The sequence below is a fragment of the Chromobacterium haemolyticum genome (assembly GCF_009936155.1).
GTDB classification, from domain to species: Bacteria; Pseudomonadota; Gammaproteobacteria; order Burkholderiales; family Chromobacteriaceae; genus Chromobacterium; species Chromobacterium haemolyticum.
On the sequence record NZ_AP019312.1, the window covers coordinates 3699696 to 3716704 of the forward strand.

Consider the following 17009-nt stretch of genomic DNA (forward strand, 5'->3'; position numbering starts at 1 on the left):
GAGAGTCCTTGATTGGAAATGAATGGGATGGCGCGCGGGCGGCCTTCATAGGCGGCCGCCGCCGCAAGCTTCCGCCGCGCGGTCCAGCAGCCAGCGCACGATCAGCTTGGCGCGCGGCACCCGCTGGCCTTCGTCCCGGCGCCGCAGCGCCAGTTGCTGCGTGATTACCGCCAAGCGCAGCAGGCCGTAGGCATACCAATAGGCGGGAGCCGTCACCTCGCGTCCGGCCGCCGCCGCGTACAAATCGACCAGCGCCTCGCGCGTCGGCGCGCCCGGCGCGCAGCTCGGTCCAGGCGCGTCCAGCCGCAGCAGCGACGAGTCCCGGTTCTCTATCCAGTAAGCGAGTGCGGCGCCAAGGTCGGCCAGCGGATGGCCGACGGCGGCCAGCTCCCAGTCGACGACGCCCACCACCCGCGCGGGGTCGCCCGGATCGACGAGGATGTTGTCCAGCTTGTAGTCGTTGTGCAGCCAGGCCGCGGGCGCGGTCTCGGGCATATGCTCGGTCAGCCAGTCGGCCACGGCGCTGAAGTCGGCGTCTATCGCCCCGCCCGCCTCCTCCGCGTTCCAGCGCCGCCGCCACTCGCTCAGAATGCGACGCAGATAGTCGGGGGGCCGATCGGCGGGCGCGACCTCCAGCGCATGCAGGCTCGCCAGCGTCCCGATGAAGTTTTCCGCGAGCCGGCGCACCGTGTCGGGCGCGAGCGGCCCGCAAGCCGCCGGCGCGACGCCCTCCAGCTTTTCGACCAGCAACAAGGCGGCGTCGCCGTCCTCATCAACCGCCAGCGGCCTGGGCGCGAGCCGGAACTGGCCAGCCATCCGCTCAAGGAGCGCGAAACGACGCCGCGCTTCCCGCGCGCCGCCCTCCGGCAGCCAGTAGGCAATGAGCTCGCTGTCGCCCCCTTGCACCAAAAACACTTCGCTGGCCCGGCCGCCGCCGACCCGCGTCGCGCGCGCGCCCATGCCGGAGCGGCCCAATGCCGCCATCGCCCGCTCCGCGATTCGCGCGCTCATGTCAGCTCCCGGCGGAAGCCGGCCAGCGCATGGCGCGCCACCAGCGCTTTGTGGACTTCGTCCGGGCCGTCGTAAATCCGCCCCGCTCGTTCATGCCGCCACAACACGTTGAGAATCGTGTCGCCGCTGACGCCCAGCGCGCCTTGCACCTGCAGCGCGTGATCGAGCACAGTCTGCGTTGCGCCGGCCACGAAAAATTTCGCGATCGAGATGTCGATCTGCGCGCGCTCATGACGGTTTTGCAGCCGCGTGGCCGCCTGAGTCACCAGCAGCCGCGCGGCGTCTATCGACGCGCGGCTCTCGGCGATCCAGTTCTGCACGGTCTGGCGCGAGGACAATAGCTCGCCCGCAGCCAGCTCCCGGCGGCACGCCCGCCGGCACATTATGGCGAAGGCGCGCTCGCACACGCCAATCCAGCGCGCGCAATGATGCAGCCGCCCGGTGGCGAGCCGGGCCTGCAACACGACGAAGCCCTCGCCCGGCTTGCCCAGCATCGCGTCCTCGCCCACCCGACAATCGTCCAGCTCCAGTTCGCCGTGGCTGGCCCAGCCGCAGCCTTCGTCGCCCATTACGCGCAGATTGCGGACATGGCGGAAGCCCGGCGCGTCGGTCGGCACAATGAAGGTGCTGGTGCGCGCGTGCAGCGGCGCGGCCTCGTCGGTGACGGCCAGCACGATGGCGAAGCCCGCGCCGTCGGCGCCGGACGCGAACCATTTGCGGCCGCTCAAGTGCCAGCCGCCGTCCTTGTACACCGCCGTCGTTTTCAGCGAGGAGGGGTTGGATCCCGCGGACTCGGGCTCCGTCGCCGCGAAGCAGCTGCGCAGCTCGCCGCGCAGAAGCGGCTCCAGCCAGCGCCGGCGCTGCGCGGGAGTGGCGTACTCCAGCAGCACGTCGATATTGCCGGCGTCGGGCGCCTGGTAGTTGACCGCGTAATGGCCCAGCGGCGAGGCACCCAGCAGTTCGCCTACTTCCACCAGCTCAAGCAGGCTCAAGCCCAGGCCGCCGTCCGCGCGCGGCACCTGCGGCAGCCAGACGCCTTTCATCCGGTTGCTCTCGCGGATGCCGCTCATCAGCCGTTCAACGGTTTCGAAATCGCCGTTGGCGAGCGCCGCCTCCGGTTCCGCCAGCCCCGCTTCAACGGCGGCGAATGCCTTCACTCGTGTATTCATTGTTCTTCCTCGGTTTGCTTCACGGAAACGGATCGGCGCGCGGCGGCTTCCGCGGCGCGCAAAGCGGCGGCTAACCCGTTGACGAACGGGCGGCGCATGATGCCGATATGGTCGCCGGCCAGGCGAACCGCCGTCGCCGCGCCCGACGCAGCCTGACGCCAGCCGCTTATCAGCGCTTCACCGTCCCCGTCGGCGGCCACGATCATGTGCAAGGGCCCCGCATAAGGCGTCGCCGGCGCGTAATCGGTCAGCGAATGCGCAATGAAGGCGCGCACGCGCGCCGCGAATTCGGCCAGGCCGAGCGCCTCCGGCACCGCGCCCGCCTCGATCAAGCGCTCGCGCAAGCGTTCGACTCTCCTCGCATCGTCCAGCGCGTCGAATTCGCCTTCGTCGAACACCAGTTCGGCGTCGGCCAGGCGCGCGAAGCTGTTGCCGATCTCCGCTATCCAACGGCCGCCCTGCCAATCCTGTTTCCGCGACTGCGCCGCCGGCCCCGGCGGCAAGCTGTCCACCACCGCGACCCAGTCCACCGCCTCGCCCTGTCCGGCCAATTGCCGGGCAATCTCAAAAGCGACCCAACCGCCAAAGGAATGACCGCCGAGACGATACGGGCCGTAAGGCTGCACCCGCCGGATGTCCGCGATCAGCGCCGTCGCCGTCGCTTCCACGCTGTCCGCGTCGCCGGACAGCTCCATGCCCCACACCGAGAAGGCGTTCGGCAACTCGGCCGCGAGCGCGCGCAGATACGGCACATGCCCGCCCGCGCCGGGCGCGAAGAACAGCGGCGGCGCATCGCCCTGCGCGGACAAGGCGACGAGCGAGCCGACCCGTGCGCCGTCTTCGCCCGCGCCGTCTGTCTCTATGACGCGGGCTTGCTCGGCTACCGTTTGTGCCGTCAGCAAGCGAGCCACCACCGCTGAGTTCAGCCCAAACGCCCGGCCGGCGCGGGAGCAGATCCGCAGCATCAGCAGCGAGTCTCCGCCCAACGCCACAAAATCGCTGTCGTCGGACGGCGGTTCGCGCTTGAGCACGGCCGCCCATAGCGCCCTCAGTTCGCGTCGCAGGGCCGCGCCGCTAGGCCGCGCCGCCGCGGCCCTCCCGGCCGCGGCCGGCGTCGCGGCGGTAGAGGCCCCGCTCCGGCGCTCTCCGCCGTCCGCCCTTATCGCGCCGATGGCGCCTGCGCCCTCTGCCTCGGGCTCGCCCAGCAGCGTTCGCAAGGCGCCCGCATAGAGAGCCGCGAAGCGGTTGACGGTCGCCGTAGAGAAATACCCACGCGACGGCACCAGCGTGATCCGCAGTGCGCGCTGCCGACCGTCGAAGCTGCTCTGCACCACCAGCGGCACATTAGTCATATCGCTCGCATAGCCGTCGGAAACCTCGATGTCGCGCACCGCTTCCTCCAGAGCGCGGAAATGCGTGAAGTTGAACAGCGCGTCGAACACCGTGCCGGCCTGTCGATGCAATTCGATCAAGGGGTAGCGCCGGCGACTGAAGACTTCCAGCTCGGCCGACTGCACCGCGCGCACCAGCGCGACGGCGTCGAAGGCGCCGGCCGGAAAGTCGAAACCCAGCGGCAGACTGTTCAGGAACAGGCCCAGCACCCGATCGCCGTCAACACCCTCGCTGCGGCCGTTGAACACCACGCCGCTGGTCACCGAGGATGCGCCTGCGATGCGCGACAAGGCGAGCAGATGGGCCGTCAGCAGCACGCTTTTCACTGATGCGCCCGCGCTCGCGGCAAGCGCTTCCAGGCCAGCCGACTGGGCTGCCGAAATGGGCACTTCGACCGGCTCCGCGTCGCCGCCCGGCTCCCGCGCCAGCCGCGTGACCGGCAAGGATTGCAGACGCGCGCGCCACCAATCGCGCAGCGATTCCGAACGCGCCGCCTCGCGCTCCCGCTCGACGAAATCGCGGAACCGGCTCGCGGGCGCAGCCAGCGTCAGCGGCCGGCCGGCCAGCCGCGCCGAATAGTCGGAGATCAGCTCGGAGAGCAGCAGGTTGAAACTCCAGCCGTCCAGAATCGCGTGGTGCTTGGTCACGCCGATGTGCATCGCCTCTTCGCTCAAGCGGTGCACGGCGAAGCGGATCAGCGGCGGACGCTCGACGTCGAAGCGCCGGCGCCGCTCGGCTTCGCGCCAATCTCGAATCCGCGCGTCCTGCCGCTCCGGGTCCAGGCCTCGCCAATCGCTGACCGTCAGCGGCAAAGGCACTTGACGATGCACGTACTGCAGCGGCTCCTCGTCGGCCGCGAGGTCGAAAGCGGTGCGCAGCGCCGGATGGCGTTCAAAGGCGCCGCGGAGCGCCGCCTCTAGCGCGGCAGCGTCGAATGGCAGAGCCAGACGCTGGCCGTTGACGTTGTGGTAAGCCGAGTCCTGGCCGTGCCGCATCTCGTTGGCGAGCATCGCCATCTGCATTTCGCTGAGCGGATAGGCGTCCTCGTGGACGGCATCTAGCGGCGGCGCGCTCGCGGTCCGCGGCGCCGAGTCCGCCTGCCGGACGCGCGGCGCGAGCCGCTCTATGGTCAGCGAGCGCATCAAATCGTCCAGCGAAAAATCGATGTTGACCTTGTGCGCGGCGGACAGGATCTGAATGCTCAGGATGGAGTCGCCGCCCAGCTCGAAAAAGTTGTCGGTAACGCCGATAGGCGAGCGTTTGAGCACGGACTCGAACACACCGACAAGCGCCTGCTCCACCGCGTTGCGCGGCGCTATGCGCGGACGCGCCGCGTCGGCGTCCGCCGCCAGCGCGCCGGCCAGCCTGCGGCGATCCAGCTTGCCGTTGCTCGTCAGCGGAATCGCGTCCACCTCGACTAGGCGCGCCGGCACCGCATGCGGCGGCAGGCGCTGGGCAAGCCAGTCCCGCAGCGCGGAACCGGACACGCGCGCCGAACCGCGCGCCACCACAAAACCCGCCAATTGGGCGTGGCCGTCTATGGTCGCGTCGTCGACCATGACCGCTGCCGCGGCGACGTCCGGATGCCGGGCCAGCGTCGCCTCCACTTCGCCCAGCTCGATGCGGAAACCGCGGATCTTGACCTGGTCGTCGATGCGGCCCAGATAGTCCAGCTCGCCGCGCGCGTCGAAGCGCCCTAGGTCTCCGCTGCGATAAAGCCGCTCGCCGGGCAGGAACGGGTCCGCGATGAAACGCTCACGGTCGAGCTCGGGACGATTGTGGTAACCGCGCGCCACGCCCTCCCCGCCCACGTGAATTTCGCCCGGCACGCCCGGCGGCACCGGATGCCCGGCGGCGTCGAGCAGGTAGACGCGGTAGCCCGGCAAGGGCCGGCCCACAGGGCTGCGCGACGACTGCGCGTCGCCCGGGCCCAATACGCGCTCGGTGACATGCACCGTGGTCTCGGTGATGCCGTAGAGATTGACCAGCGCCACCCCGCCCGCATCGTTCAGGCAGGCGGCGAACTGGCTGGGAATCGTCGCCTCGCCGCCAAAGAACACATAGCGCAAGCCGGCCGGCAAAGGCCGCCGCGCGTCGTCCAGCGCGCGCAGCAGTTGCTTGAAAGCGCTGGGGGTCTGGCTCAGCATCGTGACGCCCTCGCGTTCCAGCAGCGCGAGAAATTCGTCCGGCGTGCGCGAGCAGCGGTAAGGCACGATTTCCAGCCGTCCGCCATGCAGCAAGGCGCCCCAGATTTCCCATACCGAGAAATCGAAGGCATAGGAATGGAACAAGGTCCATACGTCCGACGGTCCAATGCCGTAGCTCCGGCGCGTGGCCGCGAACAAATGGTCCGCGTTGCGGTGCTCCACGCACACGCCTTTAGGCTGCCCGGTCGAACCCGAGGTGTAGATCACATAGCACAGGTCCGCGGGCGAAGTGTCTCGCGGCGGCGGCGCGTCTTCGCGCTCGCCGGACGCCGCCGCATCCCCCATCCCGATCAGAACCCCGCCGAAATCCCCGAAGCGATCTCGCGCCTCCTCGCCGCAGATCAGCGCGCCGGCGCCGATATCGTCCAGCATCCATGCGAGGCGTTCCGACGGATGGTCGAGATCCAGCGGCACGTAAAAGGCGCCCGCCTTCAGCACGGCCAGAATCGCGACGACGCTGTCCATGCCGCGCCCAAACGCCAGCGCGACAGGCGCGTTGCCGCGCACCCCGGCCGCGTCCAGCCGCCAGGCCAGCCGGTTGGCGCGGCGATCCAGTTCCGCGTAAGTGAGCGTCTCGCCGTCGCACTTCAGCGCAACGGCGTCCGGCCGCGAGCGCGCTTGCGCCTCAAAACGGCGATGCAGGCACTGGCGCTCCGCATCGTCCGCGCGACGGGCCGCCGCGTTCCAGCGCGCGGCCAGCGCGCCGCCAGCTTCGTCGCCCAACAGCGACACCCGCGCGACGCTCAGCGCCGGGCCGCCGCGTTCAAACTGGCCCAACACCCCCGCCAGCATCTCCACGACCCGCTCTGCCGACGCCGCCGAGATCCGCTGGCGGTCGAAATGCAGACGCAGGCGCAAGCGCTCGCCGGGAATCGCCACCACGGTCAGCGGGTAATTGGTCTGTTCGACCACCTCGACATCGCTCACGCCCAGTTGCTCGCGATAGCGTTTCGCATCCGCCCGCGCCGGGTAGTTCTCAAACACCACCAAGCTCTCGAACAAGGGCGCGCCGGGAGCGACTCCGCTCCAGCCCGGAATCGCGTGCAGCGGGGTATACGCATAGGCTTCGGCGTCGACGTGCTGGCGATGCAGCCGCCGCAGCCAGTCGCCCAGCGTCAGTTCAAGGTCGACGGACGCGCGCGTCGGCAGCGCGTTGACAAAGAGCCCCACCATCTGCTCGACGCCGCGCAGCGCCGCCGGCCGGCCGGACACGGTGGTGCCGAACACCACGTCGTCGCGGCCGCTCGCGCGCGCCAACAACAAGGCCCAGGCGGCCTGGATCACCGTGCTCTGCGTGAGCTCGCACTCTCGCGCCAAACGCTGCAATCCCTCGCTCGTTCGCGCGTCGAGCTCGCGTTCTATCAGACCGTGGCCGGGCGCGCGGTCCGGACGCGCGTCGTCGGCGAACGGCAGGGGCGTGGCCGAGCGCACATCGCCCAGCCGCGCTCGCCAGAAAGCCTCGGCCTCGGCGCCGTCCTGTTCGTCCAACCAGCGCAGGAAGGCGCTGTACGGCTGGGGCGGCGGCATAGCCGGAACGACGCTGCGCCGGTAAGCGTCGTAAAAGGCGAGCGCCTCCCCCAGCACAATCTGCACCGACCAACCATCCAGCAGCAGATGGTGATAGCTCCACACGAACTCGTAGCGCTCCTCTCCGGTGCGGAATAAGGCGCAACGCATCAGCGGCGCGCGGCTCAGGTGAAAGCCGGGACGCCGGTCCGCGTCCCGATAGGCGGCGAGACGGCGCTGCTGCTCCTCTTGGTCAAACGCTCGCCAGTCCTCCTCCACCCACGGCAGTTCGACGTCGCGGAAGACCACTTGCACCGGCTTGGACGGGCCGTCCCACAAAAAGCCGGTGCGCAGCACGCCGTGCCGCGCGACCACCGCTTCCAACGCGCGCCGGTAATCGGCGGCGTTGAGCGCGGCGTGGAAGGAGCAAGCCACCTGTTCGTAATAGACGCCGGACTCCGGCGCCTTCAGCGTATGAAACAGCAGGCCCTGTTGCGTCGGCGTCAACGGCAGCATGGTCTCGACTTTCGAGCGGGCTTGCTGTGCGGTATTCGATAATGTTTGGTTCATAACTGTTCGTTCAGTAGCTGTAACACTTCGTCGATATCGTTCTGGTCCAGATGGGCGAGCGGCAGGTCCGACGGCGTCAGGCCCCCAGACTCCGGCGACTGGCAATGCGCCAGCACCGCGTCCAACTCGGCGCGGAAGCCCTCGGCCAGTTCCGTGATCGCGCCTTCCCGCTGTCGCGCCGCGCTATACAGCCAATCCACCCGCAAGCGCCCTTCATGCACTTGCGCCACCACGTCCAGCCCGTAGCGCCGCGTCATCCCCGCCCCGCGCGTCCCGCCCGGCGGCTCCCCCAACCACGTGGAGCGCGGCTCGCCGCCCTCCTCCAGCCGCCATTGGCCCAGGTAGTTGAAGCACACCGTGCGCGCGTGGCCGCCCAGCTCCGACCCACGGCCGCCGTAACGCAGCGCGTGGTAAGCCAGGCCGCCGTCCGGCACGCTCCGCATCCGCTCCTTCACCCGTTTCAGATCCCCTGACAGCTCCCCGCTCAGCGGCAGCCGCAGCGGATACAGGCTGGTGAACCAGCCCACGGTGCGCGACACGTCCACGCCCGCCAGCCCGTCGCGGCCGTGCCCTTCCAGGTCCAGCACGCATTCCTCCGCGCCCGTCCATTGGCGCAAGGCGCGCGCCAGCGCGGTCACCAGTAATTCCTCCGGACGCATCCGGTAAGCCTCGCCCGCTTGCCGCAACCAGCGTTCCGTCGTCTCCGGCTCCCACTGCAGCGAGACCCGCGACTCGGCCTCAACCGTATCCTCGGCCGCGTTGAAACCCGGCAGCGGCATGCCCGGCGCGTCCATCTCCCGCCAGTAACTCAGCGTTGAGTCCGGCAAGGTTTCCGCCCATTCCCACAGCCGCTGCGACCACGCCTGATACGACACCGTCTTGGCCGGCCATGCCGCCGCCTCGCCCCGGCTCAGCGCCGCGTAGGCACGCCACAGGTCTTCCAGCAGAATCCGCCACGACACCCCGTCCACCGAGGCGTGATGCGCCAGCCACAGCAAGCGCCAGCCCTCGTCCAGCCGGTACAGCCGCGCCGCCCACAAGCTCGCGCCGCCCAGACGCAGGCTGGCTTGCAACGCGGCGGCGTCCCGCTCCAGCGCGGCCTCCGCATCGGCCAGGCCGCGCAAGTCCACGGCCTTCACTTCCACCGGTTCGCCCGCGCCGCTTTCCTGAATCCAGCGCTCTCCATTCCGCCGCCAGCCTATCCGCAGCGCGTCGTGCCGCTGCGCCACCGCCTGCAGCGCGCCGATCAGCGACTCCGCGTCGACGGCCCCGTCCAGGCCCAGATAGGCCCCCTGATTGAACTGTTCCCAGTCCGTGCCCGGCCAGTCCAGATACCAGGCCTGAATCGGGCCGGGCCTCACTTCGCCGACCACCTCGCCCTGCTCCGCCTGCGCGCCGGCTTCTTCCGCCGCGCAGCCTTCCGCCGCCAGTTCCGCAATCGTCGGATAGCGGAACACTTGCTGCGGGCTGAGGCGCAAGCCCCGCTCCGCCGCCCGCGACGCCATCTGAATGCTCAGGATGGAGTCGCCGCCCAGCGCGAAGAAGTTGTCCCTCACCCCCACGCGTTCCAGCCCCAGCAGGCCTTGCCAGATTTCCACCAGCGCCGCCTCGGCCTCGGTCTCCGCCGCCGCCGCCCCCGTCTCGACCACCGGATCCGGCAGACGCTTGCGGTCCACTTTGCCGTTGGCGCTCAGCGGCAAGCTGTCCAGCGCCATGATCGACGCGGGCAGCATGTAGGGCGGCAAGCGCCGCGCCAGCGCGTCGCGAACCGCGGCAAGATCCAAACTCGCGCCCGGCAGCAACAGCACATAGCCGGCGATGATTCGCCGCCCGTCTCGCTCGACCACCGAGGCCACGCCGCGCTCCACGCCCGGCGCCGCCGCTAGCGCGGCTTCGATTTCGCCGATCTCGATCCGGAAGCCGCCGATCTTGACCTGGTCGTCCACTCGTCCCAGGAATTCGAGATTGCCGTCGGCAAGAACACGCGCGCGATCGCCAGTCCGGTACATCCGCTCGCCCGGCACAAAGGGATTGTCGACAAAACGGTAAGCAGTGAGATCCGGCTGGCCGAGATAACCCAGCGCCACGCCCGCGCCGGCGATCCACAGGTCGCCCGGCACGCCCACCGGCACCGCTTGCAGCGAGGAGGACAACACATAAAGCCGCTGCCCCGGCAGATGGCGGCCGTAGGGCACGAAGGCGGCGTCGGACGCCAGTTCCCGCGTGTCGTACCAGCACGACCAGATGGCCGCCTCGGTGGCGCCGCCCAGCGCCAACACCTCAGGATCGGACGTCGCGGCCGCTCGGATCTGCGCGGGCAGCCCCACCGGCACGCGGTCGCCGCTCAACATCGCCAGCTTCAAGGAAGGCGGCAGCGCGCGCCCGCTTTGCCGGCACTCAAGCAGCAACAGCTCCATCACCGCCGGCACGGACTCCCATACCGTCGCCCCCTCGCGCGTCATCAGTTCCAGCCACACGGCTGGCGCGATCGTCGACGATTCCGGCGCGAGCAAGACGGCGGCGCCCGCCGCGAACGCGCCGAAGAAATCGAATACCGACAGGTCGAAACCCGCCGCCGACACGCACATCAAGCGGTCGGACGCGCCTATCTCATAGCGGCGCAGGAAAACCTCTATCGTCAGCGAGGCCGCGCGATGGGTGATCATCACGCCCTTGGGTTTGCCGGTGGACCCGGAGGTGAACATCACATAGGCCAGATCGTCGGGCGCCGCGTCCGGCAGCGCGACATCGGCCGGCGGCGTTTCGTCGATCAGGATCGCCCGCGCGGCGACGCCGCCCAACATCGGCAGATGCTCGCGCGTCGTCAGCACGTAGCCGACCGTGGCCAGCAGATCGCGCAATCGTCCCGGCGGCATCGCCGGATCGGCCGGCACATAAGCGCAGCCGGCGCGCATCACGCCCGAGTACGCGGCGACCGCGCGCGCGCTCCTAGGCAGCAGCACGGCGACCGGTTCGCGCTTCGCGCCCGCCGCCGCCACGGCCCTCGCCGTGCGCAGCGTCTCGTCGGCCAGCTCCCGGTAATTCATCGCTTCATCCACGCCGATGATCGCCGGCGCCAGCGGCGTCAGCTCGGCGTGCCGCTCTATGCCCGCGTGCAGCAGATAACCTTCGCCTACCGGCGGCGTCGCGTTCCAGTCGTGAATCAGCCGGCGCGCCTCGTCGTCGTCCACCAGGGTCAGATCGCCAAGCCGGGCATCCGGCTGTGCGGCGAGCTGGGAGAGCAGGTGCATGAAGCTCGCGCCCAAGCGGCCTATGCTCTCCTCGTCGTAACGCGAGGCGTCGAAATCGACGTAGAGCACGGTCTCCTCGCCTGGAATCAACTGGCCGACCAGCGGATAGTTGGTGCGCGTTTCGGCGGCTGCGAACTCGCTGACGTCGAAACCGGCATCGCCCCGGGCCAGCGTCCGATCCACCGGATAGTTTTCCACCACGAACAAGCTGCTCAGGAGCTCGCCGCCCTCGTAGCCCGCCCAGCGCTGGATGTCTGTGAGCGAGGCGGCTCCCAGCCTGGCCCGCTCACTCTGCTGTTCATGCAACTGCCGCAGCCATTGCGATACGCTCGCGTCGTCGTCCATGCCCACGCGCACCGGCACCGTGTTGATGAAAAGGCCGACCATCCGCTCGACGCCCGGCAAGGTCGCCGGCCGGCCGGACAAGGTGGTGCCGAACACCACGTCGCGCCCGCCGCCGGCATAGCCCAGCGTCAACGCCCAAGCGCCGGTCAGCAGGCTGGCGCGGGTTACGCCGGCCCGCCGCGCGGCGCGGTCTACCTCCTCGCGCAGCGCCGCGTCGAAGACGAAGGCGCGCCGGCCCTGGCCCTGCGCTTGAGGTCCGCGCGCCGGAGACGCGAAACCAATGGGCGTGGGCTCCTCTATGCCCTCCAGCACTTGCTTCCAGTACTCCGCCTGTTCGCGCGCGTCCCGCGCGGCCAGCCAGTTCACGAAGGGCAGAAAACGGCTGCCCGGCAGCGGAGCCGCCTCGCCCGCGCCGAGCTCGGCGTAACGGCCAAGCACCTGCTTCAGAATCAGCGGCACCGACCATCCGTCCACCACCGCGTGGTGGTAACTCCACAAGAAGCGCCAAGCGTCGCCGGGCTCGCGCACCAGGGTGCCGCGCAGCAAGGGCCCGCGTTCGAGATCGAAGCCGCGTTCGCGGTCAAGCTCCCGCAAGGCCGCGAAGCGGCTGGCGCAGGCGTCGGCGGACACGTCTCCCCAATCCAGCGTCTCCCAGTCCGGGTCCAGACGAGGGTGAACGATTTGGACCGCGCTCTTCAGCCCCCGCCAGCGGAAGGTGGTGCGCAGCGCGGCGTGCGCAGCCGCAACATCGAACCAGGCTTGGCGGAAGCGCTCCGCATCGAAAGCCCCGCTCATTTTCCAGTGCAGTTGTTCCACGTAGAGCGGCGCGCCGTCGTCGGCAATGGAATGGAACAAAATGCCCTGCTGCAGCGGCGTAAGACCGTACAGGGCCTCCAGCCGCGGATGCTCGCGCTCGATCGCGTCGATCTCGCTCTGGTCCAGATGAGCAAGCGGCAGGTCCGACGGCGTCAGCCCTCCAGACTCCGGCGACTGGCAATGCGCCAGCACCGCGTCCAGTTCCGCGCGGAAGCCCTCGGCCAGCGCCTTGATCGCGTCTTCCCGCTGTCGCGCCGCGCTATACAGCCAGTCCACCCGCAAGCGCCCTTCGTGCACCTGCGCCACCACGTCCAGCCCATAGCGCCGCGTCATCCCCGCCCCGCGCGTCCCGCCCGGCGGCTCCCCCAACCACGTGGAGCGCGGCTCGCCGCCCTCCTCCAGCCGCCATTGGCCCAGGTAGTTGAAGCACACCGTGCGCGCGTGGCCGCCCAGCTCCGACCCGCGGCCGCCGTAACGCAGCGCGTGGTAAGCCAGGCCGCCGTCCGGCACGCTCCGCATCCGCTCCTTCACCCGTTTCAGGTCTCCTGACAGCTCCCCGCTCAGCGGCAGCCGCAGCGGATACAGGCTGGTGAACCAGCCCACGGTGCGCGACACATCCACGCCCGCCAGCCCGTCACGGCCGTGCCCTTCCAGGTCCAGCACGCATTCCTCCGCGCCCGTCCATTGGCGCAAGGCCCGCGCCAGCGCGGTCACCAGCAATTCTTCCGGACGCATCCGGTAAGCCTCGCCCGCTTGCCGCAGCCAGCGTTCCGTCGTCTCCGCGTCCCACTGCAGCGAGACCCGCGACTCGGCCGCCACCGTATCCTCGGCCGCGTTGAAACCCGGCAGCGGCATGCCCGGCGCGTCCATCTCCCGCCAGTAACTCAGCGTTGAGTCCGGCAAGGTTTCCGCCCATTCCCACAGCCGCTGCGACCACGCCTGATACGACACCGTCTTGGCCGGCCATGCCGCCGCCTCGCCCCGGCTCAGCGCCGCGTAGGCCCGCCACAGGTCTTCCAGCAGAATCCGCCACGACACCCCGTCCACCGAGGCGTGATGCGCCAGCCACAGCAAGCGCCAGCCCTCGTCCAGCCGGTACAGCCGCGCCGCCCACAGGCTCGCGCCGCCCAAACGCAGGCTGGCTTGCAACGCGGCGGCGTCCCGCTCCAGCGCGGCCTCCGCATCGGCCAGACCGCGCAAGTCCACGGCCTTCACTTCCACCGGTTCGCCCGCGCCACTTTCCTGAATCCAGCGCTCTCCATCCCGCCGCCAGCCTATCCGCAGCGCGTCGTGCCGCTGCGCCACCGCCTGCAGCGCGCCAATCAGCGACTCCGCGTCGACGGCCCCGTCCAGGCCCAGATAGGCCCCCTGATTGAACTGTTCCCAGTCCGTGCCCGGCCAGTCCAGATACCAGGCCTGAATCGGGCCGGGCCTCACTTCGCCGACCACCTCGCCCTGCTCCGCCTGCGCGCCGGCTTCTTCCGCCGCGCAGCCTTCCGCCGCCAGTTCCGCAATCGTCGGATAGCGGAATACTTGCTGCGGGCTGAGGCGCAAGCCCCGCTCCGCCGCCCGCGACGCCATCTGAATGCTCAGGATGGAGTCGCCGCCCAGCGCGAAGAAGTTATCCCTCACCCCCACGCGTTCCAGCCCCAGCAGGCCTTGCCAGATTTCCACCAGAGCCGCCTCGGCCTCGGTCTCCGCCGCCGCCGCCCCCGTCTCGACCACCGGATCCGGCAGACGCTTACGGTCCACTTTGCCGTTGGCGGACTGCGGCAAGGCGTCCAGCCAGACCCAGACGCGCGGCACCATATAACCCGGCAGCCGCGCCTCCAGCCACGCCTGCACCGCGGCGGAATCCGCGGCCTCACCCGAATCCGGCCGCGCCACCAGATAGCCGACCAATTGCTTCTCGTCCGCGGCGCTGCGCCGCAGCGCGACGGCGCAACCGCTCAGCCCAGGGTGGTGGCCCAGCGTCGCCTCGATCTCGCCCAGTTCTATCCGATAGCCGCGCAGCTTGATCTGCTCGTCGATCCGGCCCAGGAACTCCAATACCCCGTCGCGCCGCCAGCGCACGCGGTCGCCAGTGCGATACCAGCGTCCGCCGTCCGGCGGCGGGGCGGCGACGAAACGCTCCGCCGTCAAATCGGCGCGCCCCAGATAGCCTAACGCGAGTCCGTCGCCGCCCGCCCACAGCTCGCCGGGCACGCCGACGGGCACCAGGCGGCCTCCCGCGTCGACCACCCGCACCTCGGTGTTGCCGATAGGCCGCCCAATCGGAATCGAGCCGCGCCGCGCGTCGCCGGCCGTCACCCGATGGCTGCAAGTAAAGGTGGTGTTTTCCGTCGGGCCGTAGCCGTTGATCAGCGCAACGCCGGGGCAGGCCTCGAGAAAAGCCCGGCAGCTGGCCACCGGCAGCGCGTCGCCGCCGGTCAGCAGTTCGCGCAGGCCGCCAAGCGCGGCCGGCTCCTCTTCCACCGCCATGCGGAACAGGTCGGCGGTCAACCACATCGTGGTGACGCCGTCGCGCGACGCCGCGTCCAGAAACGGCATGCCCGGCTCCGCGACCACCAACCGCCCGCCGTTCAACCAACATCCCCAGATTTCGAACGTTGAGGCGTCGAAACCCAGCGGAGACTGCTGCAACATCACCGTAGACGCGTCCAGCCGCGCATAGCCGCCGCCGGTCGCTAGCCTCGCCACCGCGCGGTGCGGCACCGCCACGCCCTTGGGCTGACCGGTGGACCCCGAGGTGTACATCACATAGGCCAGGCTCTCCGCCTCCGCGGGCCGCGCTTCAGACTGGAGCGGCCGCGCGACGCCGGCCTCGCAATCGGCCAGGCTCAACACCGGCCCGGCATAATCGCCGAGCCATCCGGCGTCCAAGCCGTCGGCGATGATCATCAGCGCCGGCGCGGCATCCGCCGTCATCGCGCTCAAGCGCGCGGCCGGATAAGTCGGATCAAGCGGCAAATAGGCGGCGCCCGCCTTCAGCACGGCGAGGAAGGCGGCGAGCAGCCGCGGCGAGCGCTCGCCCGCGACGCCCACCACCGCGCCCGCTTCGACGCCGGCCGCGCGCAGCGCGCCGGCCGCGCGGTCCGACCACTGATCAAGCTCCGCGTAAGTCCAGCGCACGCCGCCCTGCTCCAGCGCGACGCGTCCGGGATGGTCCGCCGCGCGCTCGCGAAACAGCCGGTCTATCGCGGCGTCGGCGCGATACGGCAGCTCATGCCGCCCCCATCCTCGCAGACGCGCCTCTTCCTCGGCGGATAATATGGGCAAGGCGCGCGCGTCCGCGTCGGGCGAGGCGAGCGCCGCGCGCAGCAGCGCCAGGTAGTGCTCGCCCAACTGGCGGATGGTGGCCGCTTCGTACAGATCGGTGTTGTACTGCCACACCGCGAAAGTGCCTCGCTCGTCGCCTTCGATCGACAGATAGAGATCGAAGCGCGCGAACGGGCTGTCCAGATCGAAGGGCACGGCCGCGCCGCTCGCGGTGCGCACCGCCGGCAGACGGACGTTCTGGAAAGCGAACACCGTCTGCGCGAACTGTTCGTGCCGGGGGCCGCCGCGCGCGCGCAGCCGCTCCACAATGGCGTCCAGCGGCACGCCCTGACGGGCGAACGCCCGCGCGCTGGCGTCGCGAGCCCGGTCCACCAGCGCGCCGAAGCTATCGCCCTCGCCCACCTTGGTGGCCAGCGCCACCAGGTTGACGAAATAGCCGGCGATCTCCTCCGCGGCCTGGAAAGGCCGGTTGGCCGCCGGCGTCAGCGTCAGCGCGCGCGCTTCGCCGGTATAACGATGTTGAAGCAGCGCGAAGGCGCTGAACAAAGTGGTAAACAGCGTGGTGTTGCGGCTGCGGGAGAACGCGGCGGCCGCGTCCATGCAATCGGCCGGAATCTCGAAGCGCTCGGTGCCGCCGCGCCCGCTCATCGCCGGCGGACGCGGGCGGTCGCCGCGTATCGCCGGCACCTCGTTCACTTCCGCCAAGTCGTCCACCCAGGCGTCCAGTTGCGCCGCGTAGTCCGGCGACGCCATCCAGCGGCGCTGCCAGGCGGAATAGTCTCGATAGCTGAGGCCGGACGCCGAAGCCTCTGCCGCGTCCGGCGACGCGAGATAGGCGCTGAAATCGCGAATCAGCACGCTCATCGACCAGCGGTCGAAGATGGCGTGATGGATGGTCAGCACCAGCACGGCGGCGCGCTCGGGCGTCGAGAACAAATCGACGCGCCACATCGGCGCGCCGGCGGCAAACGGCAGCCGGGCCAAGTCGGCGGCGCGCGCGCGCAAGGCGTCGTCGCCGTCCACCGTCCACGCTTGCAGCGTGACGATCGGCTCGGGCAAAACCGTCTGTCGCACCGGCTCGCCCTCGCTGAAAACAGTGCGCAGGATGTCGTGCCGACGCGCGAGCGCGGCGAAGGCGCGGGCCACAGCCTCCGCGTCCACCGCGTCCGCGAGTTCGATCGCCGCCTGTTCGTTGTACATCGCCGGATCGCCCAACCTTGTCGCCGCGACCAAACGAGCCTGCCCCGGCGACAAGGCCGCCGCGTCGCCGGCCTCGCCCGGCTGCGCCGGCGCCAGCGGCGCGGCGCGCGCGCCCTCGTCGTCGAGCACGCGCAACAGTTCCTCCTTGGCCTCGCGCAGCCGCGCGACCAGCGCGGCGTCTAGCGCGCCCTGCGGCGCTTGTACCTGAAGCTGATCGCCGCGACGGCACAGCGTGACGCCCGCGTCGGCAAGATCGCTCATGA

Annotated in this window: 4 protein-coding genes; all 4 read right to left on the bottom strand. The window is 70.0% G+C overall.

Annotated features, from left to right (window positions below):
* Positions 1-45: 45 nt before the first annotated feature.
* The 4 genes from GYH29_RS16980 to GYH29_RS16995 are packed head-to-tail and all read right to left on the bottom strand — an operon-like array spanning position 46 to position 17007.
* The gene (locus GYH29_RS16980; RefSeq protein WP_118268170.1) at positions 46-1011 is read right to left on the bottom strand and encodes a phosphotransferase family protein; all 966 of its coding nucleotides are present in this window, start codon (positions 1009-1011) and stop codon (positions 46-48) included.
* Entirely contained in the window at positions 1008-2180 is a 1173-nt protein-coding gene (locus GYH29_RS16985; RefSeq protein WP_161524164.1) for an acyl-CoA dehydrogenase family protein, read from the bottom strand. The genes GYH29_RS16980 and GYH29_RS16985 overlap by 4 nt, the downstream gene beginning before the upstream one ends.
* Complete coding sequence (locus GYH29_RS16990; RefSeq protein ID WP_198001591.1) at positions 2177-7855, bottom strand: non-ribosomal peptide synthetase; 5679 nt, start codon at positions 7853-7855, stop codon at positions 2177-2179. The genes GYH29_RS16985 and GYH29_RS16990 overlap by 4 nt, the downstream gene beginning before the upstream one ends.
* Positions 7852-17007, bottom strand: a complete 9156-nt coding sequence (locus GYH29_RS16995) for a non-ribosomal peptide synthetase (RefSeq protein WP_161524165.1) — start codon at positions 17005-17007, stop codon at positions 7852-7854. Before GYH29_RS16995 ends, GYH29_RS16990 begins: the two co-directional genes overlap by 4 nt.
* Positions 17008-17009: the final 2 nt, after the last annotated feature.